The organism is Sporosarcina luteola (genome assembly GCF_023715535.1).
Lineage (GTDB): Bacteria > Bacillota > Bacilli > Bacillales_A > Planococcaceae > Sporosarcina > Sporosarcina luteola_B.
This window is the reverse complement of record NZ_JAMBOI010000010.1, coordinates 37,678-63,775: the sequence shown is the minus strand read 5'-3', so window position 1 is coordinate 63,775 and position 26,098 is coordinate 37,678. Positions and strand designations below refer to the sequence as shown.

General features: G+C 42.9%; 25 protein-coding genes. 8 read left to right on the top strand and 17 right to left on the bottom strand.

What is annotated here, in order from left to right; genetic code table 11:
- Positions 1 to 77 precede the first annotated feature (77 nt).
- The 3 genes from recQ to pssA all read right to left on the bottom strand — a co-directional run bounded on the left by recQ (position 78) and on the right by pssA (position 4,390).
- Complete coding sequence (recQ, locus tag M3191_RS14820) at positions 78 to 1,859, bottom strand: DNA helicase RecQ (protein ID WP_353056536.1); 1,782 nt, start codon at positions 1,857 to 1,859, stop codon at positions 78 to 80.
- A gap of 554 nt (positions 1,860 to 2,413) precedes the next feature.
- On the bottom strand, positions 2,414 to 2,815 hold the full coding sequence (locus M3191_RS14815) for a hypothetical protein (RefSeq protein WP_251701151.1): 402 nt from the start codon (positions 2,813 to 2,815) through the stop codon (positions 2,414 to 2,416).
- Between the two features lie 1,041 nt (positions 2,816 to 3,856).
- Positions 3,857 to 4,390: a CDP-diacylglycerol--serine O-phosphatidyltransferase gene (gene pssA, locus M3191_RS14810; RefSeq protein ID WP_251701150.1), complete on the bottom strand. Its 534-nt coding sequence runs from the start codon at positions 4,388 to 4,390 to the stop codon at positions 3,857 to 3,859.
- Positions 4,391 to 4,454: 64 nt separating this feature from the next.
- Here pssA and M3191_RS14805 point away from each other — a divergent pair, with 64 nt between their 5' ends.
- From M3191_RS14805 to M3191_RS14795, 3 genes are all read left to right on the top strand, one after another.
- Positions 4,455 to 5,231 (top strand): phosphatidylserine decarboxylase, encoded by a 777-nt coding sequence (locus M3191_RS14805; protein WP_251701149.1) that lies wholly within the window; start codon positions 4,455 to 4,457, stop codon positions 5,229 to 5,231.
- A gap of 191 nt (positions 5,232 to 5,422) precedes the next feature.
- Positions 5,423 to 6,919 carry a catalase gene (locus M3191_RS14800; protein ID WP_251701148.1) on the top strand — a complete coding sequence of 499 codons (1,497 nt, stop codon included), beginning with the start codon at positions 5,423 to 5,425 and terminating at the stop codon, positions 6,917 to 6,919.
- Between the two features lie 165 nt (positions 6,920 to 7,084).
- Positions 7,085 to 7,423 (top strand): DUF5658 family protein, encoded by a 339-nt coding sequence (locus tag M3191_RS14795; RefSeq protein ID WP_251701147.1) that lies wholly within the window; start codon positions 7,085 to 7,087, stop codon positions 7,421 to 7,423.
- On the opposite strand, the gene M3191_RS14790 is transcribed toward M3191_RS14795, so the two are convergent.
- A complete protein-coding gene (locus tag M3191_RS14790) occupies positions 7,416 to 8,234 on the bottom strand; it encodes a DUF368 domain-containing protein (RefSeq protein ID WP_251701146.1) in 819 nt (272 codons plus the stop codon). The two genes, M3191_RS14795 and M3191_RS14790, sit on opposite strands and share 8 nt — an antisense overlap.
- 168 nt (positions 8,235 to 8,402) lie before the next feature.
- On the bottom strand, positions 8,403 to 9,380 hold the full coding sequence (locus tag M3191_RS14785) for a rhodanese-related sulfurtransferase (RefSeq protein ID WP_251701145.1): 978 nt from the start codon (positions 9,378 to 9,380) through the stop codon (positions 8,403 to 8,405).
- Between the two features lie 372 nt (positions 9,381 to 9,752).
- Here M3191_RS14785 and M3191_RS14780 point away from each other — a divergent pair, with 372 nt between their 5' ends.
- The 3 genes from M3191_RS14780 (at position 9,753) to M3191_RS14770 (ending at position 12,860) form a co-directional block, all read left to right on the top strand.
- Positions 9,753 to 11,270: a polysaccharide deacetylase family protein gene (locus M3191_RS14780; protein WP_251701144.1), complete on the top strand. Its 1,518-nt coding sequence runs from the start codon at positions 9,753 to 9,755 to the stop codon at positions 11,268 to 11,270.
- A 93-nt stretch (positions 11,271 to 11,363) separates the two neighbouring features.
- On the top strand, positions 11,364 to 11,747 hold the full coding sequence (locus M3191_RS14775) for a GntR family transcriptional regulator (protein ID WP_251701143.1): 384 nt from the start codon (positions 11,364 to 11,366) through the stop codon (positions 11,745 to 11,747).
- Between the two features lie 3 nt (positions 11,748 to 11,750).
- Entirely contained in the window at positions 11,751 to 12,860 is a 1,110-nt protein-coding gene (locus M3191_RS14770) for a DUF1648 domain-containing protein (protein WP_251701142.1), read from the top strand.
- A gap of 24 nt (positions 12,861 to 12,884) precedes the next feature.
- Here the strand turns inward: M3191_RS14770 and M3191_RS14765 are convergent, their stop codons facing one another.
- Together M3191_RS14765 and M3191_RS14760 are read right to left on the bottom strand one after the other, a co-directional pair.
- Positions 12,885 to 13,868: an NAD(P)/FAD-dependent oxidoreductase gene (locus M3191_RS14765; protein ID WP_251701141.1), complete on the bottom strand. Its 984-nt coding sequence runs from the start codon at positions 13,866 to 13,868 to the stop codon at positions 12,885 to 12,887.
- Positions 13,869 to 14,081: 213 nt separating this feature from the next.
- On the bottom strand, positions 14,082 to 14,369 hold the full coding sequence (locus tag M3191_RS14760; RefSeq protein WP_251701140.1) for a DUF6509 family protein: 288 nt from the start codon (positions 14,367 to 14,369) through the stop codon (positions 14,082 to 14,084).
- Positions 14,370 to 14,555: 186 nt separating this feature from the next.
- Here M3191_RS14760 and M3191_RS14755 point away from each other — a divergent pair, with 186 nt between their 5' ends.
- Positions 14,556 to 16,253: a M3 family oligoendopeptidase gene (locus M3191_RS14755; protein ID WP_251701139.1), complete on the top strand. Its 1,698-nt coding sequence runs from the start codon at positions 14,556 to 14,558 to the stop codon at positions 16,251 to 16,253.
- 44 nt (positions 16,254 to 16,297) lie between these two features.
- Here the strand turns inward: M3191_RS14755 and M3191_RS14750 are convergent, their stop codons facing one another.
- The 5 genes from M3191_RS14750 to M3191_RS14730 all read right to left on the bottom strand — a co-directional run bounded on the left by M3191_RS14750 (position 16,298) and on the right by M3191_RS14730 (position 21,085).
- Positions 16,298 to 17,977, bottom strand: a complete 1,680-nt coding sequence (locus M3191_RS14750; RefSeq protein ID WP_285853394.1) for a formate--tetrahydrofolate ligase — start codon at positions 17,975 to 17,977, stop codon at positions 16,298 to 16,300.
- 63 nt (positions 17,978 to 18,040) lie between these two features.
- Positions 18,041 to 19,024: a zinc-binding dehydrogenase gene (locus M3191_RS14745; protein ID WP_251701138.1), complete on the bottom strand. Its 984-nt coding sequence runs from the start codon at positions 19,022 to 19,024 to the stop codon at positions 18,041 to 18,043.
- Between the two features lie 129 nt (positions 19,025 to 19,153).
- The gene (locus M3191_RS14740) at positions 19,154 to 20,014 is read right to left on the bottom strand and encodes a metallophosphoesterase (protein ID WP_251701137.1); all 861 of its coding nucleotides are present in this window, start codon (positions 20,012 to 20,014) and stop codon (positions 19,154 to 19,156) included.
- A gap of 5 nt (positions 20,015 to 20,019) precedes the next feature.
- Positions 20,020 to 20,514 carry a helix-turn-helix domain-containing protein gene (locus tag M3191_RS14735; protein WP_251701136.1) on the bottom strand — a complete coding sequence of 165 codons (495 nt, stop codon included), beginning with the start codon at positions 20,512 to 20,514 and terminating at the stop codon, positions 20,020 to 20,022.
- Between the two features lie 85 nt (positions 20,515 to 20,599).
- A complete protein-coding gene (locus tag M3191_RS14730) occupies positions 20,600 to 21,085 on the bottom strand; it encodes a dUTP diphosphatase (RefSeq protein WP_251701135.1) in 486 nt (161 codons plus the stop codon).
- A gap of 96 nt (positions 21,086 to 21,181) precedes the next feature.
- Between M3191_RS14730 and M3191_RS14725 the strand changes: the two genes are divergently transcribed.
- Entirely contained in the window at positions 21,182 to 21,565 is a 384-nt protein-coding gene (locus M3191_RS14725) for a sigma-w pathway protein ysdB (protein WP_251701134.1), read from the top strand.
- Between the two features lie 21 nt (positions 21,566 to 21,586).
- On the opposite strand, the gene M3191_RS14720 is transcribed toward M3191_RS14725, so the two are convergent.
- The 5 genes from M3191_RS14720 to thrS form a co-directional block, all read right to left on the bottom strand.
- Positions 21,587 to 21,877 (bottom strand): DUF1294 domain-containing protein, encoded by a 291-nt coding sequence (locus M3191_RS14720; protein ID WP_251701133.1) that lies wholly within the window; start codon positions 21,875 to 21,877, stop codon positions 21,587 to 21,589.
- Between the two features lie 152 nt (positions 21,878 to 22,029).
- Complete coding sequence (gene rplT / locus M3191_RS14715; RefSeq protein ID WP_251701132.1) at positions 22,030 to 22,389, bottom strand: 50S ribosomal protein L20; 360 nt, start codon at positions 22,387 to 22,389, stop codon at positions 22,030 to 22,032.
- A 49-nt stretch (positions 22,390 to 22,438) separates the two neighbouring features.
- The gene (rpmI, locus tag M3191_RS14710) at positions 22,439 to 22,639 is read right to left on the bottom strand and encodes a 50S ribosomal protein L35 (protein ID WP_251701131.1); all 201 of its coding nucleotides are present in this window, start codon (positions 22,637 to 22,639) and stop codon (positions 22,439 to 22,441) included.
- A gap of 26 nt (positions 22,640 to 22,665) precedes the next feature.
- A complete protein-coding gene (gene infC / locus M3191_RS14705) occupies positions 22,666 to 23,172 on the bottom strand; it encodes a translation initiation factor IF-3 (RefSeq protein ID WP_251701130.1) in 507 nt (168 codons plus the stop codon).
- A 666-nt stretch (positions 23,173 to 23,838) separates the two neighbouring features.
- On the bottom strand, positions 23,839 to 25,776 hold the full coding sequence (gene thrS, locus M3191_RS14700; RefSeq protein ID WP_251701129.1) for a threonine--tRNA ligase: 1,938 nt from the start codon (positions 25,774 to 25,776) through the stop codon (positions 23,839 to 23,841).
- Positions 25,777 to 26,098 lie beyond the last annotated feature (322 nt).

The following is a 26,098-nucleotide window of genomic DNA, read 5'->3' as shown; positions in this document are numbered from 1 at the left end:
AGAAGTGCCAAATGTAAATATTTAAAAAACAGGTGAAGGTAATCGCATTTTACGATTCCCCTTCACCTGTTTTACATTTACTCACTCGTTTGAGCAGAAAACGCTATTATTTCTTCCATGAACGCATCTCCATAACGCTCGAGCTTCGCCGCCCCAACGCCGTTCACTTCCAAAAACTCTTCTTCCGTAACTGGCATTTTTGCCGCCATATCACGCAATGACTTATCCGAAAAGACGACGAACGGAGGTACTCCTGCTTCTTGAGCAAGCTTCATGCGAAGTGCACGCAACTGGTTGAATAAAGGATCGTCTTTTGCAATCTGCTTTGTTTCGACGGTTCCTTTTCTAAATACCTTTATTTTACCAGTCAATACATCTTTTCCTTGTTCGGTGACATAAATGATCGGGAACTGACCGTTTTCCACACCGAGATAGTTTTCGGAGATGATGAATTCAATGAAATCGGAAATGTCTTTCGCATTCCTTTCTTTCATCAGACCATATGTCGTCAATTTATCAAACCCGAACTCCAACACTTTTTTATTCCGCGAGCCTGTCAGAACTTGCGCAATCATCGTTTTGCCGAATCGCTGCCCCATTCGTATAACGCAGGACAGCACCTTCTGCACATCAACTGTCACTTCAAATCGTTCACGGGTGTCTGTACAATTTGCGCAACGGCCGCAATCCTGAACGTCCGTCTCCCCGAAATATGAAATGATAAATTTTTGAAGACATGATTCAGTATGGCAGTAGTCGATCATCGACTGCAGCTTTTCAAGCTCGGCGGGAATTCGATTTTGATCCTGCGATTGATCAATGAGGAACCGTTGCGTGATTACGTCCTGCGAAGAGAATAAAACGGTGCACTCACTATCCAGTCCATCCCTTCCCGCACGGCCTGCTTCCTGATAATAACTTTCCATGTTTTTCGGCATTTGATAATGGATTACATAACGGATGTTACTTTTATCTATTCCCATCCCAAATGCATTCGTCGCTACCATGATCGTCGCCTCATCCATGAGGAACCGGTCCTGTTCCGCTTGCCTTACACCATCCGAGAGTCCAGCATGATATTTCGCAACAGCGACTCCGCTTCGTTCTAACGTGGCATGGATCTGGTCAACTGCTTTACGGGTGGCGGCATAAATAATACCCGCCTCACCATCATTCTTTTTGACATAGTCCTTGACGAATTTGTCTCTGTCCTGCCCTTTGATGACAGAAAAAGTGAGGTTGCTTCTCTCAAAGCCAGTCATTATTGTGTTTTCCTGTTCAATATGCAATTGGCCGCAAATATCTTCCCGGACGGCAGGCGTTGCAGTAGCCGTCAAAGCCAAAACGACCGGTTTTCGTTCAAAGGAAGATATGACTTTGCTCAACATCCGGTAACTCGGCCTGAAATCATGCCCCCATTGGGAGATACAGTGTGCCTCGTCGATGGCGATCATCGGGATATCCATTTTACTGATCTGCTGAATAAATGAAGGAGATTCAAATCGCTCAGGAGCTACATAAAGCAGACGATACATTCCTCCTAGTGCATTTTCAACCGTCCCGAAATACTCTTCCGTTGATAATGTACTATTGATGTACGCTGCTGGTATGTCGATTTGATGCAAGGCATCCACTTGGTCTTTCATCAATGAAATCAATGGGGATACGACAAGTACTGTGCCTTCCATGACTAGCGCAGGAACTTGATAGCAGATGGACTTACCGCCGCCTGTAGGCATGACGCATAGTGTATCTTTTCCATCAAGCACGTTTCGGATGGCTCTTTCTTGACCGGTGCGGAAGGAAGAAAATCCGAAATAGGTAGATAAGACGGAATTAATTTTTTCGATCGGACTCACCTCTCTTTATTAATCAAAGAAAAAAGCACCAATTTTCGGCGCTTTTTCACCTTTCTTACTCCAGTAACAACCGTTCTTCATCGCGGCTATGTATTTCATTGACAACTAACACTTTCAATATAGATGCTTTCTTATAGAATAACAGACATTTGGACAAGTCACCAATTGAAATACTTATATATATACTCACAGGATTTCCGATTGAGGCGGTCGCTTTCTTGCCTGTAGTCGGGTATTTTACTAATTTTCTGCTCCTTGAATGAATTAAAGGTGCAGTAGTTCTGTTAACACTGCTGCTTTCCGTTCCGGCGCTCGCTTTCCGCGGGCATGGCTTGATCCTCCTCGTGGGGTGCTCCCAGCGCTTCGCTTTTGGTCGCAAAAGCCGTTCTTCGTAACGGCTTTCCCTGCGGGGTCTCAAGACTCATGCTTTTCCCGCAGGAGTCGAGCGCCTGCACTCCAAGCAACAGATGCTCCTAATAAATAAATCGCATTTCAGCAGCTGACGATCTTCAAGTAAAGTACCGTCAGCAGTACAAAAATCTTTTAAAGTGCTTTTAAAGTTCTTTTCCAGATATTTTATTATATAAGAACGATGATTCCTCTTTAGACAATTGAATATATTTGTCAGTGTTTCGATTTATTATTTCCAATGCATTGCCGTCGGAAGATATCCAAACATCAAACTCAACATTCCCAATTTCTGAATCATTTTCTTTAATGATCAATCGATAGTTCGGTTCTTTATTCAACGCTTTTATTCTATTGCTTTCCCACTCAATATTCGAAAGAAAATTTATAATATCTTGTATAGCACCTTCATCTTTTCTCTCTTTCATTAAATAAAAAGAAGTATCATCTATCCGCTCATAGAAAGTAAGTGCAGAATTATTACCAACGCCTTGTTGACTGCACCCAACGATTGTTAATACTAAAAGAAGTATGGTAAGTTTTTTCATCGGATACCCCCCCACACATTTACTTCCCCTCATTTATTATTCTGCTCACTATTTTTTTGTGTGAGTTCATCAATTTCTTGAAGAAGTAAACACTCATTTTTTCCCATAACGTTACCGATCTATGACCATCAGCTTCGCTTGATCCAGCGAAATTTCAATAGCTTTCTCTACAGTAATATTCACATGGTCATTCCATGGATTTTTTTTCGAAATTTTCGTTTGTTCTTGTATTTGATTCGTCAACACACCCATAAAGAACTAATATAGAAAATGCCAATAGTATTGTCTTTCTAAACATAATCACCATCCTTCCTAATGCTTAAATTGCCAACCTGCACCGTACTTTAATTGAACCAGCAAGGAGAATTACAGAATTAAAACCAAGATTATCGTGATAATTAAGGACTGTGCAAAAGAAATCACTAAATCATTTTTTCCAGTATGTTTTGGAATAGCGACTGAAACTCCGACCTATCGCAAAGCTACAAACCCAGATACTCAAAAACATTATGAGAAATTCCAAGATACACCCCCCATGATCTCATGTGATTTCTATTGAAAATAGCTCGATTGAGTTAAGGATGAGCTACTTATCGAAATGGTACATATCAAGTTGATTTTCATAAATTCCTATTAACGAACAGTCCTTAATGGAAAAACAACTTTTCCATTCCGTTTCCAAGATATCCTGTCATTCTTTTAATTGCACAATCCTTTCGTAACATTCAAATTAATTTTACCATAAGTCTCCAAATTCTTTCGAGTAAAGTTTGCCTTACCCTATCGAGTCGAATACTTCGAAGAAAAACTCAAAAAGAGACACCAATTCATACGTGAATTAGTGTCCCCAAATAGAATGAAGGCACTGTTCAAAAACCAAATCAAAATATGAGTATGTAAATTTATTGACCATGGTTTTGACCATGGTCTTTTGATATCAAGTAAACTTCATTGAAGCAAGGCACAAGAAAAAACCCTTGATCTCCAAGGGTTTTGATACTTATTAAAATCCATTAATTTCGTACAACGGAGACGAGAGGATTAAACCTTTGCGATTCTAACATTGCTCACCATTGCCAAGCCGAGGACGACCATGATAATAACGAAAAATGGAGGTCCGATATAAGGACTCAGAAAATATGACAATGTCAACACAACACCAGCTGCAGTAATCGGCAACCCATAAAAGGAACCGTCGAACTCCTTCACATTGTAGCGAGCGAGACGGATGGCTCCAGCGGCGATGTAAAAGACAGTTGCTGCAATTCCTACCCAAAGCATCGAGGATAAATCAGTCATATAGATTAAAAGCGCAGGAGCTACCCCGAATGATACAATATCACTTAATGAATCTAGTTCTTTGCCAAACAACGATTCAGAATGAAAATGCCGTGCTGCCATGCCATCGAAACGGTCGAAAAGAGCTGCAAGGAAAATAAACACCAGACTCATATGGCCAAGATCCCGGGCGATAAGAATGATAGCGATGATTCCAAAGCTCAAGTTTGTAATTGTGATTGCATTCGCCACTTGGCCTTTTATTTTCGTATAATCTAAGTATCTAGATGAAAACATGACGATACCTCCAGTATTGTTATCCTGCTAAACTACTAATCAAAAAACATAGGAGACGGTTGAATTGAAAAAAATAGTATTTAAACGCTTTGTCGAATTAAGCGGACATCCCGCATCTTCCACTTTATTAAAAACAATTGCCAGCTCACGCCTAAGTCGGAGACTCATCAAACCGTTTGCGAAGACATATCGTATTAACGAAGAGGAAGCAGAATTTCCAATCGATCAGTATGATAGCCTTCAAGCTTATTTTACGCGCAATTTGAAAAAGGGTTCACGGCCAATCGACAGTCGCCCCAATACCCTAATTTCCCCGGTTGATGGTGTTGTCACAGAATTCGGAGCGATTGGTATGAATCAGACGTTTATGATTAAGAACCATCTATATAGTATAAACCAGGTTTTGGGAGATGAAAAGAGAGCAATTCCATTTAAAGGTGGTTTCTTTTATATTTTTTATCTCTCACCGAGTCATTATCACCATTTCCATTATCCATACGACGGTGAAATTATATCGAGATATGCGCTCGGGACCACTTCCTTTCCCGTAAACGATCTTGGTTTACGGCTAGGCAACCAGCCTTTTGCGACAAACTACCGAATCATTTCTGATCTTATGACGACCCATGGCAGGATGGCAATGATTAAAGTTGGAGCTTTGAATGTAAATAGCATCCATATTTTGAATTCCAGCACTTCTTGTAATAAAGGCGAGGAGTTCGGCTACTTCTCATTTGGATCAACTGTCATTTTATTTTTAGAGAATAACGGTTCCTTCCGACCGACAATTCCGGTGAATTCCGAAGTAAAGATGGGGCAATCCGTTGGAGAATGGGTTTAACATACAGACCTCTGTCACGATTTATTGATAAAACCTTCAATTTCTTCGGTACTTTCAGTTAAGAATAATAACAATTACTCAATATAAGTTATTTATAAATAATCATTATAATTAACTGTAGATTCTACGTACAGGCTATGCTATATTGAAAAGGAAGTATAGTAGATGAGGAATTAAAGGAGGCATTATCAATGACAAGTAATGATAATCATTCTCAAAAGAGACTGACGACCGCTGCTGGGGCACCTGTAGTGGACAACCAAAACTCGATGACTGCGGGGCCTCGTGGGCCTGTACTTTTGCAGGATGTTTGGTTGATTGAAAAACTAGCGCATTTCGACCGTGAAGTCATTCCTGAACGACGCATGCATGCAAAAGGATCAGGTGCTTATGGAACTTTCACGGTGACAAATGATATTACGCAATACACAAGAGCGAAGTTGTTCTCTGAGGTCGGCAAAAAGACGGATATGTTCGCCCGTTTTTCAACAGTTGCAGGCGAACGAGGCGCTGCTGATGCTGAGCGTGACATCCGTGGATTCGCGCTTAAGTTTTATACGGAAGAAGGTAACTGGGATCTTGTTGGAAACAATACACCGGTCTTCTTCTTTAGAGACCCCCTTCAATTCCCTGACTTGAACCATGCTGTTAAAAGGGATCCACGTACGAACATGAGAAGTGCGACAAACAACTGGGATTTTTGGACTTCCCTTCCTGAAGCTCTGCACCAAGTAACAATCGTCATGAGTGAACGTGGAATTCCGAAGACATATCGCCATATGCACGGTTTTGGCAGCCATACTTACAGCATGATCAATGCAAATAATGAGCGTGTATGGGTGAAGTTCCATTTCCGTTCCCAGCAAGGGATTGAGAATTTGACGGACGAGCAGGCAACTGAATTGATCGGCGTGGACCGTGAATCTCACCAACGGGATTTATTAGAGAGCATCGATAACTGCAACTTCCCGAAATGGAAAATGTATATCCAAGTGATGACTGAAGAGCAGGCATTGAATATGCCTTATAACCCGTTCGACTTGACGAAAGTCTGGTATAAAGGCGACTTCCCTCTTATCGAGGTTGGCGAATTCGAATTGAACCGTAATCCGGATAACTACTTTGCAGAAGTGGAACAAGCCGCGTTTACACCAGCAGCGATCGTACCGGGCATCGGCTTCTCACCTGATAAAATGTTGCAGGCACGACTATTCTCTTATGGTGACGCCCAGCGTTATCGCCTCGGCGTTAACCATCATCAGATTCCGGTCAACGCTCCAAAATGCCCGTTCCATAGCTTCCATCGGGATGGCGCGATGCGAGTGGATGGCAACCACGGCAGCAGAACTTCCTATGAACCGAACAGCTTCGGAGAATGGAGAGAACAGCCTGATTTCAAAGAGCCGCCGCTTAAAATCTATGACGATGCAGCACACTGGGATTTCCGTCAGGATGACGATGATTACTTCACGCAACCGGGCAAGCTGTTTAATTTGATGGACGATGAACAGAAGGAATTATTATTCGGTAATACCGCCCGCAACCTTGGCGATGCCCCAAATGAAATCAAATACCGCCATATCCGCCACTGTTACCAAGCAGATCCCGCTTATGGCGCAGGCGTGGCTGCTGCACTCGGCATATCAATGGACGATGTATTGGTTAAACAAGAAGTTACAAGCAATTGAGATTAAAAAATGCCAACGAAAGGATTTCTCCTATCGTTGGCATTTTTCTTGCCGCAAATCAATATTTATATATGACCGCAAAATCTTCTGTAGCTCCATTGAATAAATCGGCCAACCCCTCCATATCCTAGGGGATATACGCCAATTATGTCAGGAGTGATACATATGGAGACGGTCAAGGCGATGCCAACATCTAAGGACAGGTTATTAAATACGTGCTTTCTTCTATTTTGCCTATGCATGATCGATGCAATCTTTACTGATTTCGGCATCCGTTACGGTCATATTGAAGAAGCGAATCCATTAGTCCGTTCCCTGTACGATATAAATATCATTGCATTCTATTTGATGAAGTCAAGTCTTCCAATTATACTCTTCCTATTTATGAAATACATGAAGCCGTCAGTAATAGTAAGAAATCTACTCATTGTTGCATTGATCATCTATACAATCGTTATCTTCATCCACATTTCCTGGATCATTATCGTCACTGCATTCATTTAGCAGATGGGCTAATTGCATTGAATATATTTGCAACGAGCAAACCGGTGATGAGAGCGATGACGCTCATTACAAACGGCGTCCCGCTTTCAGGGATGCCCGGGTAAATGACAAATATCGAACCGATGATCAAGCCGATAATGATTGCAAACATGGCATGAGTGAATTTATTTAATAAATAATGGATTGCCTTGCTGCTAATAATGAAGCCAACAATGACTCCAGCCCCTATAACGATGATGATTGGAATGTTAAAGGTGGAAAGTGCATTAATTGCCGTCGAGTAAACACCGAGCAGCAGTAAAACAAACGAACCGCTCACGCCCGGCAACAGCATCGCCATGCTTCCTGCCCATCCTGCCAAAAACAATCCGACCGTGTTCTGTAAGGTTAACGTTGTAATGGTTCCCGTTTCTGCCGGCTTGATGAATACTGTTGCAGCCAAAGCGGCACCGACTAGCAGCAAGAGGATGAAATGGCCGATTTTAAAGTTCTTCCTGACACCCGCCTGCCTTGAAATGTACGGCACGACACCGATAATCAGGCCCAAAAAGAAAAATTGCGTAGGTTGGGGGTATTCTTTCAACAAGAAGTCGATGACCCTGCTGAAGAGCAACAATGTCAAGCCGACGCCGATGCCTAACGGTAGTAAAAAGCCGATATGCTTTTTCCACTCACGGCTGAAAAAGCCGCTGATTGCAACTAATAATCGATCATATATACCAAGAATGAACGCGATTGTCCCCCCGCTCACTCCCGGAATCAAGTCGCTGATTCCCATCAGGAAGCCGCGATAAATATTTTTCCATTCCATACTGCAGTTCCTCCAATATCTTTTCACTGATAGTAGTATACCATTTACCGTTTGCCGTAAGCCATATAAAGTCCATTCCAATGTTTTTTAATACTCCAAAAATCACCCAAAATTACTCTGAATAAAAAACGCTCGGGCGTAATACCACACCCAAGCGTAAATAATTTATTATAGAGCAGCAGTTGCCTCGTTGCGTTTAGCTGCAATCGCTTCAATTCTGTTGTTGAATTCATCCACCGTCAAATTCTGTTCAACAAAATAGCGGTTGCGCGGATGTGTTCGGCATTCGTCCGAACAGCTGCGCATATAGAAATGCTCATTTTCTTCTGAGCATAATATTTTTGCATTGCACTCAGGATTGGCACAGTTCACATATCTCTCGCAAGGTGAACCGTCAAAATGATCGCGACCAACGATGACATGTTCAACTTGATTGATCGGAACCGCAATCCTTTCGTCGAATACGTAGCATTGACCGTCCCAAAGCTGGCCTTTCGCTACTGGATCTTTGCCGTAAGTGACAATTCCGCCCTGTAGATGGGCAACGTCCTCGAAACCTTCACGCTTCATCCAGCCTGTGAACTTCTCACATCTGATTCCGCCTGTACAGTACGCAAGAACTTTCTTCCCTTCAAACATTTCCCTGTTTTCTTGGACCCATTGCGGAAGGTCACGGAATGTCTCAACATCCGGTCGAATAGCGCCTCTGAAATGACCAAGATCATACTCGTAATCATTTCTCGTATCCAACACAATCGTGTTTTCGTCTTGCATCCGCTCCAGGAATTCTTCAGGCTTCAAATATTCGCCAGTCAATTCCAACGGGTTGATGTCTTCCTCCAAGCTCAGGTTTACAATTTCCTGACGATAGCGGACGTGCATCTTCTTGAACGCATGTCCATCTGTTTCATCGATCTTGAACCAAAGATCTTTGAAGCGTTCATCGCTATGCATCTTCTCCATATAAGCATCCGTCTGTTCAATCGTACCGGAACATGTACCGTTGATGCCTTCTTCGCCGATTAAAATACGGCCTTTCAATCCCAATTCCTTACAAAACTCCAAATGTTCGGCAGCAAATGTTTCTGGGTCTTCAATGTGTACGTATTTATAGTACAACAATACCCGATATGCTCCTGTTTCCATTTCTTCGACCACCTTCTGTTTGTTTTCTTTGCAGTAGAAATAACAGCTTGATCGGTTTAACAATATTTGATTGTAAACACTTAACAGCTCACCCGCATTTGCAAGATCCGGGCATCAGACAGTATACCATATAATCGTGCTTCAAAAAAGAAGTTTTCCTTCTTCTTTTTTATGCGGCAACTCATTTCAATTGCCCTTATTTACCCATCCACAACCAGGACATAAGTGTTGTATACTACTAGTATGAAAGATTCGACATTTTTCCCGATTATCCGAAACTATCCATAGATTTGCTCCGTCTAACTTTACAGGAAGCTCAATCAGGAAGGTTGATAGAATTCTTACTAGAAAATAAAAAAGGAGCCTCACAAAATGAACAGAAAGCGTCAAAATGCACGATCTGTATGGATTGACATCACTTTTTCCACCGCCATTGTCCTATTGACAGTAAGCGCCATACTTCTCGTTTTCATGACAGAGAATGGCAGCACCGCTTCACAGCCTGATGAGAAGGAAACGACTTCCTCCATTCCTGTGGAAACGGAACAAATAGATTCCAACTATCCAGGCATCAAAATCATTACAAAAACATCAAACGACAAAAACGCTCCTTATGCCATCCAATATCCGCAAAGCATACATACTATTTTCAATACGGAAGTCAAAAACTATATTGAGGAAGTCCAAGATAGATACCTTGAAACGATCATTGAGAAAAAACGGCTTGATGAAAAAACGTCAGGGGAACTGAACGTCTCCTATGAAACTCTGCCCCATGCTTCTGGGAATTACTCCTTTGTCTTTCTCAATAGCAGCAGCTTCAGCGATTCGGAATCAGGCAAAATGGAAATCCGCTCATTCCATTTGAACCCCGAGACGGGAGAAAGCTTTTCCATTAGGGACTTATTTGCAGGAGATTCCAACCGTCTGCAGACACTCGCTTCATCAGTGCGTCGGGCAATTCAAAAAGATGATTCGTTGCAGGAACATATTATTGAGGATGCATTGGAAAAATATACAGAGCCAAGATGGATGAATTACCGAAATTTCGCCATTACGGATGATGCACTCATCATCTACTTCGATGAAAACACGATAGCGGATAGATTGGTTGGACCACCAATCGTCTCCGTTCCTATCGATGCTATAGACGAATTGCTAGCTTCGGCGTTCAAGCCCGAAGACGTGGAAGATGCGATTGAAAGCCCAAATCAAGGTTCAATGGATTCATCGAATGAAGAACAAAACGACGGGCATTCCGACAAATCAACAGAATCGGATATAGAAGGCGATGAACAATCTAAGGATTCTCCTCTAGAGGGAACCGTTGGTAAAAAAGTCGCTCTGACATTTGATGATGGTCCGGATCCCAAAGTGACGAGACAAATTTTAGAAATCCTTCAAAAGCACGATGCAAAAGCAACCTTCTTCATGCTCGGCAGCCGTGTCGAATATTATTCTGATATTGTCAATGAAATGAAGGAAGCCGGACATGAATTAGGTAACCATACTTGGAACCATGCAGATTTGACAAAGTTAAGCCCTGAGCGCATTGCAAAAGAGATTGATAAGACCTCCGCAATCATCGAGGATGTGACCGGACAAAAAGTCGAAGCATTCCGACCTCCCTATGGAGCCGTCAATGACGCCGTCCACAATATTACCGGATTGCCGATTGTATTATGGGATGTAGATACGCAAGATTGGAAGTATCGCGATTCCGCTAGAATTCTTCAAGTCGTGAAAGAGAATGTGAAGGATGGCAGCATTATACTAATGCATGACATCCATCAATCGACTGCCGATGGACTTGATGCCGTTCTGACGTATTTGAAAAATGAAGGTTTTGAATTCGTTACTGTTAAAGAATTGGAAGAGACAACCCCCTGAACAGATATTTGTTCAGGGTTTTTTCTATGCTTCATGTATATTTTATTTCCGATTACTGTTATAATGATATTAGAACAGAATGGAGGGTCTTACATGTTCATTCAAATCGAACCGACCTCAGAAATACCGATATATACCCAATTGGCGAATCAATTGATTGAGTTGATTGCTTCAGGGGCAATAAAGGCTTCCGAAGCTTTGCCTTCCGTCAGATCCCTAGCAGCAGATCTTGGCGTAAATATGCATACAGTGAACAAAGCGTATCATGAACTGGAAAAGAAAAATATAATTGAAATCATTCCAAAATCCGGAGCTATCATCAATTCGATATCCGCAAACGGTCCGACCGATATGCAAATGGACCTTATCAAGCTGCATCTGAAACCGCTTATTGCAGAATCAATCGTATATGGCATGGACAAGGAACAGATTTTATCAATCACTTCTTCTATCATTTCGGAAATTACGGAGGGATGAACAATGGTACTTTCATTATTCTTGGTAATCATCTTATTTTTGACCGTTATGCAGGCAGCTATTCCTTACCTTTTGAAAAATACGATTGTTTTCGGAGTGACGATACCTGAGGGTTATACGGATGACAAAGCGCTCGTAATGTTCAAAAAAACCTATTCTGCAACAATTTTCAGCATTGGTTTGATAGGTCTCCTCATTTATGTATTTTGGACACTCGGGAATCATTTGCCAGAAGAAAAGATCGTTTTCATCGGATTGATCCTTCAGTTCGGAATCCTCTTGATCAGCATGGGCCTTTACTTGTATTTTCATATTAAGACGATGAAAAGAAAACGGGAAAATAAATGGGGAGACAACTTAAAAAGAGTGCGTGTCGCAGATTTGACGAGCCGTTCCAATGATGAGATGCTCCCTTCCCTCATGTTTGCATTGCCTATACCCATTACACTTTGTTTGATCGTCTATACAGCGATTCAATACGGCGCCATGCCGGATATGATACCGACCCACTGGGGCCCTAACGGACAACCGGACGCATTTACTGTGAAAAGCCCTTTTTCCGTTATTGCGATGCTGCTCATTCTAGCAATCATGCAGGTTATGATGCTTGCAATCAATTATTTTACAAAGAAGTCCGGTGTGAAATTGAATGCGTCAAAGAGGAGTACTTCGCGCATCCAACAATTATCGTTCAGAAAGTACACAAGCTGGCTACTGTTTTTGGTATCCATTTCAATGACGGTCCTTTTCGGCTTTTTCCAATTGACAACAATCCATGAAAATTTGGGAGGGCCTACCCTCATGATGGTGATGCCTTTAGGATTTCTTTTTATTATGCTAATCGCAACTGCAGTTTACGCATTCAAAGTCGGCCAAGGGGGTTCTCGTGTCCAACTGGAATTTGACGAGGAACCAATCGAAGGTGTAACGGATTATGACGATGACGCCTATTGGAAAGCAGGCGTATTCTATGTAAATAAAAATGACCCCTCCATCTTTGTAGAAAAAAGATTCGGGGTCGGATGGACGTTGAACTTCGGAAATCCGATCGGTTATTTGATCATCATCGGTCCATTGCTTGTCATATTGGGAATTGCATTTTTACTCGATTAAAAAAACCGGCTTTCGCCGGTTTTTTTAGTTGAAGACACTTGTACTGTGCAATGGCTGCAGTCTTGCTTTCGGATCGATGAATGCTTTCGCATGGTTCACGGCTGTTGGAGCTTCCCCTAAACCGACAGCAATCAGCTTCACTTTTCCGTCATATGTCGTGACGTCCCCTGCTGCATATATGCCTTCTATATTCGTTTCCATTCTGGAATTGACGACGATTGAGTTGCGGTCCATTTCAAGCCCCCACTCCTTGATTGCTCCGAGGGATGAAATATTTCCATAATTAACAATGACGTGATCTACGTGCAATGCTTCTTCCGAACCGTCCTTTTGGGCGATGATCACTTCATTGACGATGCCATCTTCCCCGACAATCGACTTGACAGCACGGGAAGTGAGAACATTGACTTTCGATGACATCAATTGGTTCACGCTAGTTTCATGTGCGGTAAACCGCTCGCGCCGGTGGACAAGGGATACATTCGAGGCGATATCTTCAAGCATCATTGCCCAGTCTACTGCCGAATCACCGCCGCCGCATACAAGCACGTCTTTTCCTTTGAACATGGATAGGTCTTTAATTCCGTAATGTAATGTCTTTCCTTCAAACTCAGCTTCTTCAGCCAATCCGATTTTACGTGGTTGGAAAGCGCCGATGCCTGCTGTCAAAAGGATTGTGCGTGTCAAATGGACTCCTTTATCCGTTTGGAGGATGAAATGGTCCCCATCACGTTTCACGGAAAGCGCAGTTTCACCTAGATGGATTTCAGGTTTTGAATAATGTGCTTGCGTAACAAGGTTTGCGACAAGATCCTTCGCAAGGATTTTTGGGAAGCCGCCGACGTCATAAATGAACTTATCCGGATACAGCTCAATTAACTGTCCGCCAAGCTGCGGCAAGCTGTCAATGATTTTAACCGACATTTCCCGCATGCCCGCGTAGAACGAAGCAAAAAGTCCTGTTGGTCCCCCGCCTATAATTGTAATATCGACTATCTCATTGCTCATCTATAAACACTCCAATGTACTTTGAATTTGGATGGATGTAAGATAAATCCGTTTAATCAGTTTCCCCTACATATCTACTCTACACATTATCTATTATTTTTCAATAAAAAACACATAATTTGACTTGATGTCATCGGATTTCAAACCGATAAATTCATTGATTCGTTGAAAAAGCACCCATCGTAAGAAGGGAGCCGTTTCAACGATTTTTTCTTACTCTTCTTCTAATTGTTCCTCACAGAAGGCGCCTAGCTGGACGATTTCTTCATCATCAAGATCAAAATCAATCATCGCCTCTGTCGACCGTTCGAAAAGATGATACGATGCCACTTTCCCTACTTCCCCATCGACGACATAAATGACCCGAATGCCAGTCCCCTTTTCATTATAAAGCTCATCTTCTTCGTCGAATTTTACATATATGCGAAATTCGTATCGATTTCCTGTTAGTATGCCTGTCGGATCGATGAGTTCGATCATGCTATATTCAATTATTTCCACTTGGTCTCATCCTCACATAATGTATTCATAATCCATCTTACAGCAAACTGGACGAAATGGTCACGTAATCACTTTCATCAGATAATCTATACAGACCTGCAAAATTTCTTTTGCATTTTCACAATGATTAGTTAACAATGAAGAGAGTGAATTATATTCACATTATTAAATCACGGGGGAATGACGATGCTTACTTTTGAAGAATTTGAGTACAAAAGACCTGACATGAACAGCATCAAACAAGAGTTCAATGGTCTGCTGGAACAATTCAGTTCAGCAAAGTCCTTTGAAGAACAGAATGGTGTAATTGAAAAGCTGAATGCCATCGGAAGCGATTATTCCACGCAATCAAACCTGATGTACATCCGTTCATCCATCGATACGAATGATGAGTTCTATCAAAAGGAACGGGAGTATTTCGATGATATAGGACCTGAATTCCAGGAACTCGGGACCGCATTCTATAAAGAGTTGGTGAAGACACCTTATCGGAAGGAATTAGAAGAAAAATGGGGTACCCAGCTGTTCGCCCTTGCGGATAATGCAATCAAGTCCTTTTCGCCGGAAGTCCTTCCCCTTCTTCAACAAGAGAATAAACTTACTTCCGAGTATGCAAAGCTCGTCGCTTCCGCTCAAATCGAGTTTGATGGAAAGATATTGACCCTAGCGCAGCTCGGCCCGTACGCTGAGTCAACTGACAGAGGCGTCAGGAAGTCTGCAATGGAGGCTTCCTATTCGTTCTATGCGGAAAACGGTGATGCGTTTGACCGCATCTATGATGATCTCGTCAAAGTGAGACATGAGATCGCAACAAAATTAGGATTCAAGAACTTTGTGGAGCTAGGTTATGCGCGGATGAACCGGATCGGCTATGACGCAGATATGGTGAAAAACTTCCGTGATCAAGTGCGGGATTATATTGTTCCCCTCGCTTCGAAGTTATACGAGCGCCAGGCTGATCGTATCGGTGTTGATGAATTGAAGTTCTACGACCAGTCCCTTAACTTTTTGAGTGGGAATGCCACACCTAAAGGTTCCTCCGAATGGATCATTGAAAACGGAAAAAAAATGTACGAAGAACTTTCACCTGAAACTGATGAATTCTTCAAGTATATGACGGAAAAGCATCTTCTCGATCTTGAAGCGAAGAAAGGGAAAGAGTCTGGCGGATATTGCACGTTCATCGATAATTATGATTCACCTTTCATCTTTTCGAACTTCAATGGTACTTCAGGTGATATCGATGTGCTCACTCACGAAGCCGGGCATGCTTTCCAAGTGTATTCAAGCCGTAATATCGGTATTCCTGAATACGTCTGGCCGACGCATGAAGGAGCCGAAATCCATTCCATGAGTATGGAATTCTTCACTTGGCCATGGATGGAGTTGTTCTTTGAAGAAGATACAGATAAATATAAGTTTGCCCACTTGAGCAGCGGTCTGTTATTTTTACCATACGGCGTGGCGGTAGATGAATTCCAGCATGCCATATATGAAAATCCTGAAATGACGCCCGAAGAACGTAAAGCGGAATGGAAGCGGATTGAAAAGTTGTACTTGCCGATGCGTGATTACGATGGCAATCCTTATTTGGAGGCAGGTTCTATCTGGCAGCGCCAATCGCATATTTACGAAGTTCCATTCTACTATATCGATTACACGTTGGCTCAAATCTGCGCGTTCCAATTTTGGAAGCGTTCGTTTGAGGATCGCGATTCTGCTTGGAAGGATTATTTGCATTTATGTAAGCTTGGTGGATCGAAGCCGTTTACAGAGTTGGTGAAAGAGGCTAATTTGCTATCGCCTTTTGAGGATGGCTGTGTCGAATCAGTAGTTGGTACGATCGAAACGTGGTTGAATTCAGTGGACGATAAAGCTTTATAAAATTCGAAAGGGCTGCCGGAATAGGCAGCCCTTTTCAAATCGGATTACATCAATCCGATCGCATTCCCTTTTTCGTCTATATCCATTTGAAGAGCCGCCGGTTTTTTTGGCAATCCCGGCATCGTCATAATATCTCCCGTCAGGCAGACAAGAAATCCTGCGCCGAGCTTCGGAATGATTTCACGGATAGTAATTGTAAAATCTGTAGGCCTACCGAGTTTCTTAGGATCATCCGAGAAGGAATATTGGGTTTTCGCCATACAGACAGGAAGGATATCCCACCCATTTTGTTCGATCTGCAATAAATCTTTCCTCGCTTTATCAGTGAGGATGATTCCCTTTCCTCCATAAGCCTTTTGAACAATCGCCGTTATTTTATCAATGACAGGCTGTTCCACATCATATAGAGGTGCAAATTCATTCGGTTCCTCCAACATTTCTAAAACGTGCTTCGCCAAATCCTGGCCGCCTGCTCCGCCCTGTCCCCAAACGTCCGTCAGCGCCGCACGGACACCTTTCCCTGCACACCATTTCAGAATGAAATCAAGTTCAGCTGCAGAATCTGTAATGAACCGGTTCAATGCGACGACGGGCTGTACACCGAACGAACGGACTGTCTCCACGTGTTTTTCCAAATTGACAATGCCATCCATGACTGCTTGGACATTTTCCTTCCCAAGATCTGCCTTCGCGACTCCGCCATGCATTTTTAAAGCACGGATCGTCGTCACTAGAACGACCGCATCCGGTGCAAAACCGCCTTTACGCGCTTTGATATCCATGAATTTCTCGGCGCCGAGATCTGATCCGAATCCCGCTTCGGTCACAACGATATCAGCCAATTGTCTAGCCGTATTCGTTGCCATCAATGAGTTGCAGCCATGCGCAATATTTGCGAACGGTCCGCCGTGAATCAAAGCTGGCGTCCCTTCAATCGTCTGCACTAAATTTGGTTTGAATGCTTCCTTCAACAATAAAGTCAAAGCGCCTTCTACACCCAAATCCCTCACGGTGACCGCTTCTCTCTCATACGTATACCCGACCACCATCTGAGATAGGCGTTCCTTTAAATCTGTCAAACTTGTCGCCAAGCAGAACACGGCCATTATTTCGGAAGCGACGGTAATATCGAAGCCATCTTCCCTCGGCACACCTTGCCCGGGACCTCCGAGACCGATTGTAATATGGCGCAAGGCACGGTCATTCATGTCCATTGCTCGCTTCCAAGTAATCCTGCGCGGGTCGATCTGCAATGCGTTTCCTTGATGGATATGATTATCGATCATCGCACTAAGAGCGTTATTCGCAGTCGTGATTGCATGGATATCGCCGTTGAAATGCAGATTGATTTCTTCCATTGGCAGCACTTGTGCATACCCGCCGCCCGCAGCGCCGCCCTTCACACCCATGACAGGCCCCAGGGATGGCTCACGGAGAGCGATCATCGATTTTTCACCCAGTCTTGCCAGGGCATCCGCAAGCCCTACTGTCACTGTGGATTTCCCTTCACCCGCAGGCGTTGGACTGGTTGCAGTCACGAGCACGACTTTTCCAAAGGATTTTGCGGCAGGCAATTTGGATACATCAATTTTCGCTTTGTACCGTCCGTATGGTTCGACTGCCTCTTCGGGAATTCCCGCATTCCTTGCGATATCGCCTATCGGCTGCATCACAGCAGAAGCAGCAATCGCTAGATCCGTTAATGGTTTTGCTTTTTCAGTCAAAATGTCCACACCCTTCTCTATGCCTTAACTATTAATTGATTTATAATTATAGCTTCAATTTGCTTACTCTTTTATGCGTAAAACAAGCTTTCCAAACTGTTCACTGTTCTCCAAGTCCCTGAAAGCTTCCAATCCATCCTCGAGACGATATATTTTGTCAATGACAGGTTTTATCCCATATTCTTCGACATGTTCCAACATCTCCCGAAGCTCTTCCCTGCTGCCCATCGTCGAGCCAAACAACTGGTATTGTCCATAGAAGAACTTTCGAAGATCCAGTTCAATGACGTCTTCCGTCGTGGCACCGAATACAACAATCCTTCCTCCAGGTTTTAAGACGTCTAATGACCGGTTGAATGTTGCCTTACCGATGCTTTCTATTACAAGGTCAATCGTTTCATCCGCCAGAACCTCTGTCCAATCACCATTCGTATCTATTGCTACATCAGCGCCGAGCTCAAGTGCCTTCTTACGCTTTTCTTCAACACGTGAACTGACGATGACGCGAGCTCCGGCATTTTTAGCAAACTGGATAAGATATGTCGCAACTCCGCTACCGGCCCCCGGAATAAAGACGGTATCCCCTTTCTTCAATTCCCCTTGTGTAAACAAAGCCCGATAGCCTGTTAATGCGGCTAATGAGAGAACTGATGCCTCTTCCATTGATAGATTTGCTGGTTTCTTTTCAATCTGCTCAGCAGAAATGACAATTCTCTCAGCGAATGTACCATGATCGGGCATGCCTAAAATGTCAAACCCTTCAGGCGGGGCAGCACTTTTCCCGAACCAGCGCAGTGATGGATTGATGATCACTTCATCACCGATCTCCCAGCTGTCCACCCCTTCACCTAAGGACTCGATAACGCCAGCCCCATCAGAGCCGAGAATTAAAGGCTCCTTCATATCGCCACGCCGTTCAGGTATTTTAATATCCCTCCGATTCATACCAGCGGCATGCAATGTTACGACGACTTCACCTATACTTGCAATCGGCTCTTCCATCTCATCGATTTTCAATTGACCATTTACATGAATGAGCGCTTTCACAACACAACCCCCGTTTAAAATATTCTATGAATTGTATACTATTCCATCATACAACATCCACCAGTTATTTTCATATGGATAATAAAAAACGCAAAGAAGAAATCTTCTTTGCGTTTTATGGTTTGATATTCAATTTGATGATTTCATTGTAACGACAATCACTTCGGGGCGATTGAATACCCGTATCGGAGCAATGCTGTTACCTAGACCTCGGCTTACAACCATGGACGTTTTATCCATTTCATAGACGCCTGACGTGTATTTCGGAAACCACCCTTGACCAGGTGCTACCAATCCTCCAATGCCCGGTATTCTCAGCTGTCCACCATGGGCATGCCCGCTGAAAACTAGATCGATTTGACAGTCTACATATACATCAAAATGTTCCGGCCTATGCGAGAGAAGAATCTTATACATATCATCAGGAACATCCTTAAAAGCATTTCCTATGACTTGTTCCACATAAATTTGCTCATCAAGATTGCTGGACAATGGGTCTTCGATTCCACCGATGGCAATCTGTTCACCTTTTTGACTGCTAATTGTCACCGATTCATTTGATAATACCTTGACACCTAATCCCGCCAGTTCACTTTTAATGCGCTCTTCGTCGTTTGTAGAAATTTCATGGTTTCCGGTTACGAAATAGAAAGGCGCTACATCATATAACTGCTTGATGATTTCTAAACTATGCTCCAAGTCATATCGGTTACCATCGATGAAATCCCCGGTAATGAAAATGGCATCAGGAGACATGGCTTTAACCTTATTCACTAAGTCCAGATTATTAACCCCAAACTCTGAATCATGGATATCGGATAGTTGGACAATTCGATATTGATCGAAGCTCTCGGGGAGACCAATAGCGTTAATCTCCACCAAAGTCACTCCGATTGTCGTATTCTCTTTATAAATATATATGCCGAAGAGCAGGAAAAGAATGAAGAATAATATGATGCCTTTGTATTTCCTTCGTTTGCGTAAGTGCATTTATATTACTGCCAACGTTTCTTAATTTTAGCAAGCTCCAATAATTCGAGTACATCCTTTTTTGGTAATTCCGTCAATATGGATAGGAGTTCACGTTCTGCTAATCTTCTTCCTCGGCCGCTGCGATAACGATCTTTATTCTCAGCGTCTACAGAGTTATATAGATCATCCAGCTTTTCGTCCTGTTCATCCGTATCTTTAGCGATGATCAAGTTTTCACGCAGTCGCTCATAAAGCATATCTACGTTCGATGAGTTGTTTGCAGTAAATGCCCTAGATGTTTTAGGGTCCCCTAGAATCAATTCATCAGTTGAGACGTTGAATCTCTCAGATATTTTCGCAATCCAAGCGGCGGAAGGGGCATTCTTACCTTTCTCCCAGTCTTTTATTCTACTGGCGGATGTACCGATTGCTGCTCCAAAAGCCATCATAGAAAGGCCTCTCTGTTCTCTCAAGGTCTTTAGTCTTACGCCGAAATCTTCTTTACTCCAATCATTCACGGTGATGCCTCCTCCTATTTACTTATCTCTATATTATTTTTCTTAGTTCCTTATGTCAATCTTAATTTATATTTCTATTAAATTATTAGTAGCCTGTTTGTTGACGCTTGTAATTCTCCTCATTTTTATCAACATAAGCTTTCATTATTTCTTCATATGAAATTTCAAGCCGGTTCGCTATAGCACCATAATGAATCCAAATATTTTTATAGCTTTGCATATCAGTTGCCACTAAAAATTCTTGAATTGCATTTACCGTTTGTAAGAAGAGTTCCGTCAAATCCCCATCAACTTCAACTATCGGCCATACCTCTAAACTGTCTAGCTCTTTTTCAATTCCGAGCGACAGAAGAAAATGGATGGAGTCGACATATTCTTCTAAAATAACGTTCCGCTCTGATGGTCCTTTTGAGCTCCAAAACTTAAAACACTTTGTTTCGTTGGCCAGTTCTGCAAGCTCGACGAGAAGAGCCAACCCTTTTTCTTTGAAAACATCTTCGGTTACAAATTGATTCTTTTGAATGTAAGCGTCAAGTTGTCGCTGCATAGTGAATAATGTTGCCAATTCCATAAAAAAACCTCCAAAATCATAAGTATCTTGAAACCAAACTGAATCTCATCCGTATAAGTAGAAGACTATATCTATTTTTAGTGAGGGGATGCTGTTATGGGATTGTTGATTCGCTTTGTCATCATTGCATTCATCGTCTATTTATTTTATCGCGGTATCCGTTATTTATTGGATCCGAAACGGAAATTGGACGAGGCGTATGAACAAGAGCAATATTACTTCTATGATGATGTGAAAAATGTAAGAAAGAACTTTTTCATCACATATAAAGGTGCCCTCTTTGAAGGTGAAAAATATTTAGGAACTACGGAAAATTCCTTTGATGTTGTGTCCATTTTCGTTTGGGTGAAGGATGAGGCAAAGCTTCAAGGGTTTACGAAAGATGATTTTTACTTCTTGGCCTCTGAAATCAGTTCCAATTATCCCAAGGCTGAAATCAGTTGGAAAAACCCGATTGAAGCATTAATGAATGCCCGTTGATCTAGCGGGCTTTTCTTATTTTCAGACCCTATCTATTCCGAATGGATCAATGCCTAACAGATAAATGATGATCCCTATGTAAAATAGCGCGAGCAGTAGAAAACCGATCCGGAATTCTGTGTGGCGTGTTTTATGGCTGAATGCCATCATCCCCAAATATGAACCGATTCCTCCGCCCACAATGGCAAATAGCCATAATGTTTTCTCCGGCACTCTTCGTCCCCGCTTCTTCGATTGTTTCTTATCATAGCCCATCATTATAAATGACCAAATTGATATAAATGTAATCCATGTGATTAGTAGTGCATTCATATAGTCAACTCCCTATCTTCTATTCTACACTTTATTGATTGGACATAGGAAGAAGAACTATGATAAGTTCATTAATTTTCTTTTATTTTTTAAACCACAACAAAATGCCCCGCTGCCGATTGACGGCGCGGGGCAATATGTTGGTAAATCGCTTATTTCGCGACTGACTGTTTTGCTGTTTCTGCAAGTTGTGCAAATGCTTGTGCATCTGTCACTGCAAGATCAGCAAGCATTTTGCGGTTCACTTCGATGCCAGCCACTTTAAGACCGTGCATCAATGTGCTGTATGAAAGACCATTCATACGTGCTGCTGCGTTAATACGTGTAATCCATAGTTTACGGAAATCACGTTTTTTCTGACGGCGGTCACGGTATGCATAGTTGAATGATTTCATGACCTGTTGGTTTGCTACTTTGTAAAGTCTATGTTTTGATCCAAAATAGCCTTTAGCTAATTTCAATACTCGATTACGGCGCTTGCGCGTCACTGTTCCACCTTTTACGCGTGGCATAGTTCATTACCTCCTGCTATTCCTAAAGAATGTTTTAATAGTTAAAAGATTATTTCATGTATGTGATCATTTCACGGATACGTTTGTAGTCGCCAGAAGAAACAAGTGAAGCTTTACGCAAGTGGCGTTTCGCTTTTGTAGACTTGTTGGCAAAAAGGTGACTTGTGTACGCACGGCCGCGTTTCACTTTACCAGTTCCAGTTTTCTTGAAACGTTTCGCGGATCCGCGGTGAGTTTTCATTTTTGGCATGATCTGTTCCTCCTAAATCGTTCGCGTTACTTTTTTTCGGCAGTCGGGGCAAGTATTAGGAACATGCTCCGGCCTTCCATTTTCGGTTTTACTTCAACCGTTGAAACTTCTTTACATTCTTCTGCGAAGCGGTCCAAAACACGTTGACCGATTTCCTTGTGCGTAATTGCACGACCACGGAAACGGATTGACGCTTTCACTTTGTCCCCTGCTTGCAGGAATTTGATACCGTTACGAAGCTTCGTTTGGAAATCATGTTCGTCAATAGTGGGGCTTAACCGCACTTCTTTGAGGTTGATGATTTTTTGGTTCTTTCTAACTTCGCGTTCTTTCTTTTGTTGTTCAAACTTGAATTTGCCGTAGTCCATGACACGAGCTACAGGCGGCTTTGCTGTTGGAGCGACAAGGACAAGATCCAAGTTCGCGCGTGTTGCAATTTCAAGAGCCTCGGTGCGTGTTTTGATTCCAAGCTGGTCGCCGTTGTGGTCAATCAGACGAAGCTCGCGGGCACGGATGCCCTCATTTACGTACATGTCTTTGCTAATAGTAATCCACCTCCGAATGTTGTATCGCGAATACACGGTTTGGGTATACCGTCTGGCATTGCGACGGTCCCATGGTTCATTCGTTTAATAAGAGCCGGACAATAAAAAAAGTAGACAAAAGTAACTTTTGTCTACCCGCTTATGTGTACATGCAAATAATTGCACGGCACGTTCACTTATGTGCAACCTGTCAACAACGTTATGCGTCGATCAGGTGAGAAGCGGGCAGCTCCTTCTTATACCACAAACTGTATTCATTAACCTTAATAAGTCTACCATCTTGAACTTTCGTTGTCAACAAAAAACTTATAAACAAAAAATGCAATACAGTTGATTTCCGCTTCGGGCGGACGCTTTCCGGGGGGCACGGCTTCAGCCTCCTCACTGCGCTTCGCTTCGTTGCGGGGTCTTCAGCTCATGCTGATCCCCCAGGAGTCGCCGCCCTCCGCTTCAATCAACGGAAAGTAATCTTACTGAATATCCCTGTTTTAAAGTCTTTCTAAAAACGCATAAAACAGTTCAAACGTTTAAAAATGCCCGTCAACATGCATAAATGCTACTTTGATAATAATTTTTAAGTGCTTTTATTTGTTTAAAGGCATTTGGCGCGTTTTTGGGTGTTGATTTTACTATTTACATGCCCGCGTCCAAGGATTAGCTATCGTGGGATACGTCTGCTTTCAATAACTTCAAGAAATCTGCAAATGGCATGCTTTCGGATTTTTGTTCGCCGTATTTTCTTACGTTGACTTCGCCGGATTCGACTTCTTTGTCTCCAAGGACGAGCATGTAAGGGATCTTTTGGACTTGGGCTTCGCGAATCTTGTAGCCGATTTTTTCGTCACGGCTGTCTAAGTCGATTCGGAATCCTGCTGCCATTAGTTTTTCGCGCACTTCATTCGCGTAGTCGAAATGTGCTTCCGGGGAAACTGGAATTACTTCTACTTGAACTGGTGCCAGCCATGTCGGGAATGCACCTTTGTATTCTTCGATCAGGAATGCGACGAATCTTTCCATTGTCGAGACGACACCGCGGTGGATGACGACTGGGCGATGTTGCTTGCCGTCTTCTCCGACGTACGTGAGGTCGAATCGCTCAGGAAGAAGGAAGTCAAGTTGGACAGTTGAAAGTGTTTCTTCCATGCCGATAGCTGTTTTCACTTGAACGTCGAGTTTCGGACCATAGAAAGCAGCTTCACCGTCCGCCTCCACGTAAGGAAGTCCCATTTCGTCCATCGTTTCTTTCAACATGCTTTGTGCGCGTTCCCACATTTCGTCATCGTCAAAATATTTTTCAGTATCTTCCGGATCGCGATACGATATACGGAACGAGTAATCTTCAATGTTGAAGTCTTTGTAGACGTCGATTACGAGTTGAACGACACGCTTGAATTCTTCTTTGATTTGATCCGGGCGTACGAAGATATGGGCATCATTCAGCGTCATGCCACGGACACGTTGCAGACCGGATAAAGCACCTGACATTTCATAACGGTGCATCGTACCGAGCTCCGCAATCCGGATCGGCAAGTTCCTATAGGAATGGATGCCGTTTTTGTAGATCATCATATGATGCGGACAGTTCATCGGACGGAGGACGAGATCTTCATTATCCATGCTCATGACAGGGAACATGCCGTCCTGATAGTGCCCCCAGTGTCCTGATGTCTTGTAAAGCTCGACACTTCCAAGCACCGGTGTATAAACGTGATCATAACCGAGCTTTTCTTCTTTATCGACGATATAGCGCTCGATGATGCGGCGAATTGTGGCGCCTTTCGGAAGCCATAGCGGAAGTCCTTGGCCAACCTTTTGGGAGTTCATGAATAAATTCAGTTCTTTTCCGATTTTCCGATGGTCGCGTTCTTTTGCTTCTTCTAACATGCGAAGATGTTCTTGAAGCTCTTCCTTTTTGAAGAAGGCAGTACCGTAAATCCGTTGAAGCATTTTGTTTTTCGAGTCGCCGCGCCAATACGCACCCGCGATGCTCAATAATTTGAACTCTTTCAGTTTGCCCGTCGAAGGGACGTGAACGCCACGGCATAGGTCGAAGAATTCGCCTTGCTCATAGATGGATACTTGCTCGCCATCCGGAATTGCTTCCAACAGTTCGATTTTGTATGGATCATCAATTTGCTTGAAGCGCTTTTCGGCCTCGTCGCGAGACACTTCAATGCGGTTGATTGGTAGATTTTCACCAATGATTCGCTTCATTTCCTTTTCAAGTTCGGGAAGGTCTTCTGCTGTAATCGGTGTTGGTGAATCGATATCATAATAGAAACCGTTATCGATGACTGGGCCGATGCCTAGTTTGGCGTCCGGGAATTTCCTTTTAACTGCCTGTGCTAATAGATGTGCAGTACTATGACGTAGGATTTCCAACGCCTCAGGTGATTGCGGTGTAATGATTGCAATATCACCATCTTCTTCAATCGGTGTTTTCAAGTCGATGAGCTGTTCCCCGACTTTTCCTGCAAGTGCGCTTTTTCGCAGCCCCGGACTGATAGAGCCCGCCACGTCTTCTGTTGTTGTGCCTTGCGGAAACTCTTTTATCGCTCCATCCGGAAATTTCAATTGAATATTTTCTGCCATTATAAACACTCCTCACTTATTTTTTTGAACAAAAAAAGGCCCCATCCCTATAAAGGGACGAAGCTGTTGCTCGTGGTTCCACCCTTCTTCCTTCCATCCGGCCATATAACCGGAAAGATGAAGCTTGAAACGGCTAACGGGCCGGGGTCCGTCATCGGCTATGGAAATTCATTCACCGATGCTGCTCCAAGGTGGTAAATCAATCCTCTGCACTTCAGGGCTTCCAGCCAAATGACCCTGATCTCTGTTAGTGGATGAATTGATTCATGTCCTCTTCAATGCATTTGCATAAATAATTGTAGATATAATATTCATTAGTATA

Coding starts and splice junctions, on each gene's coding strand:
- M3191_RS14815 (WP_251701151.1), bottom strand. CDS start 2,815: ATGAAAAAACTTACCATACTTCTTTTAGTATTAACAATCGTTGGGTGC.
- pssA (WP_251701150.1), bottom strand. CDS start 4,390: ATGTTTTCATCTAGATACTTAGATTATACGAAAATAAAAGGCCAAGTG.
- M3191_RS14800 (WP_251701148.1), top strand. CDS start 5,423: ATGACAAGTAATGATAATCATTCTCAAAAGAGACTGACGACCGCTGCT.
- M3191_RS14795 (WP_251701147.1), top strand. CDS start 7,085: ATGGAGACGGTCAAGGCGATGCCAACATCTAAGGACAGGTTATTAAAT.
- M3191_RS14790 (WP_251701146.1), bottom strand. CDS start 8,234: ATGGAATGGAAAAATATTTATCGCGGCTTCCTGATGGGAATCAGCGAC.
- M3191_RS14785 (WP_251701145.1), bottom strand. CDS start 9,380: ATGGAAACAGGAGCATATCGGGTATTGTTGTACTATAAATACGTACAC.
- M3191_RS14780 (WP_251701144.1), top strand. CDS start 9,753: ATGAACAGAAAGCGTCAAAATGCACGATCTGTATGGATTGACATCACT.
- M3191_RS14775 (WP_251701143.1), top strand. CDS start 11,364: ATGTTCATTCAAATCGAACCGACCTCAGAAATACCGATATATACCCAA.
- M3191_RS14770 (WP_251701142.1), top strand. CDS start 11,751: ATGGTACTTTCATTATTCTTGGTAATCATCTTATTTTTGACCGTTATG.
- M3191_RS14765 (WP_251701141.1), bottom strand. CDS start 13,868: ATGAGCAATGAGATAGTCGATATTACAATTATAGGCGGGGGACCAACA.
- M3191_RS14755 (WP_251701139.1), top strand. CDS start 14,556: ATGCTTACTTTTGAAGAATTTGAGTACAAAAGACCTGACATGAACAGC.
- M3191_RS14740 (WP_251701137.1), bottom strand. CDS start 20,014: ATGCACTTACGCAAACGAAGGAAATACAAAGGCATCATATTATTCTTC.
- M3191_RS14730 (WP_251701135.1), bottom strand. CDS start 21,085: ATGGAATTGGCAACATTATTCACTATGCAGCGACAACTTGACGCTTAC.
- M3191_RS14725 (WP_251701134.1), top strand. CDS start 21,182: ATGGGATTGTTGATTCGCTTTGTCATCATTGCATTCATCGTCTATTTA.
- M3191_RS14720 (WP_251701133.1), bottom strand. CDS start 21,877: ATGAATGCACTACTAATCACATGGATTACATTTATATCAATTTGGTCA.
- rplT (WP_251701132.1), bottom strand. CDS start 22,389: ATGCCACGCGTAAAAGGTGGAACAGTGACGCGCAAGCGCCGTAATCGA.
- rpmI (WP_251701131.1), bottom strand. CDS start 22,639: ATGCCAAAAATGAAAACTCACCGCGGATCCGCGAAACGTTTCAAGAAA.
- infC (WP_251701130.1), bottom strand. CDS start 23,172: ATGTACGTAAATGAGGGCATCCGTGCCCGCGAGCTTCGTCTGATTGAC.
- thrS (WP_251701129.1), bottom strand. CDS start 25,776: ATGGCAGAAAATATTCAATTGAAATTTCCGGATGGAGCGATAAAAGAG.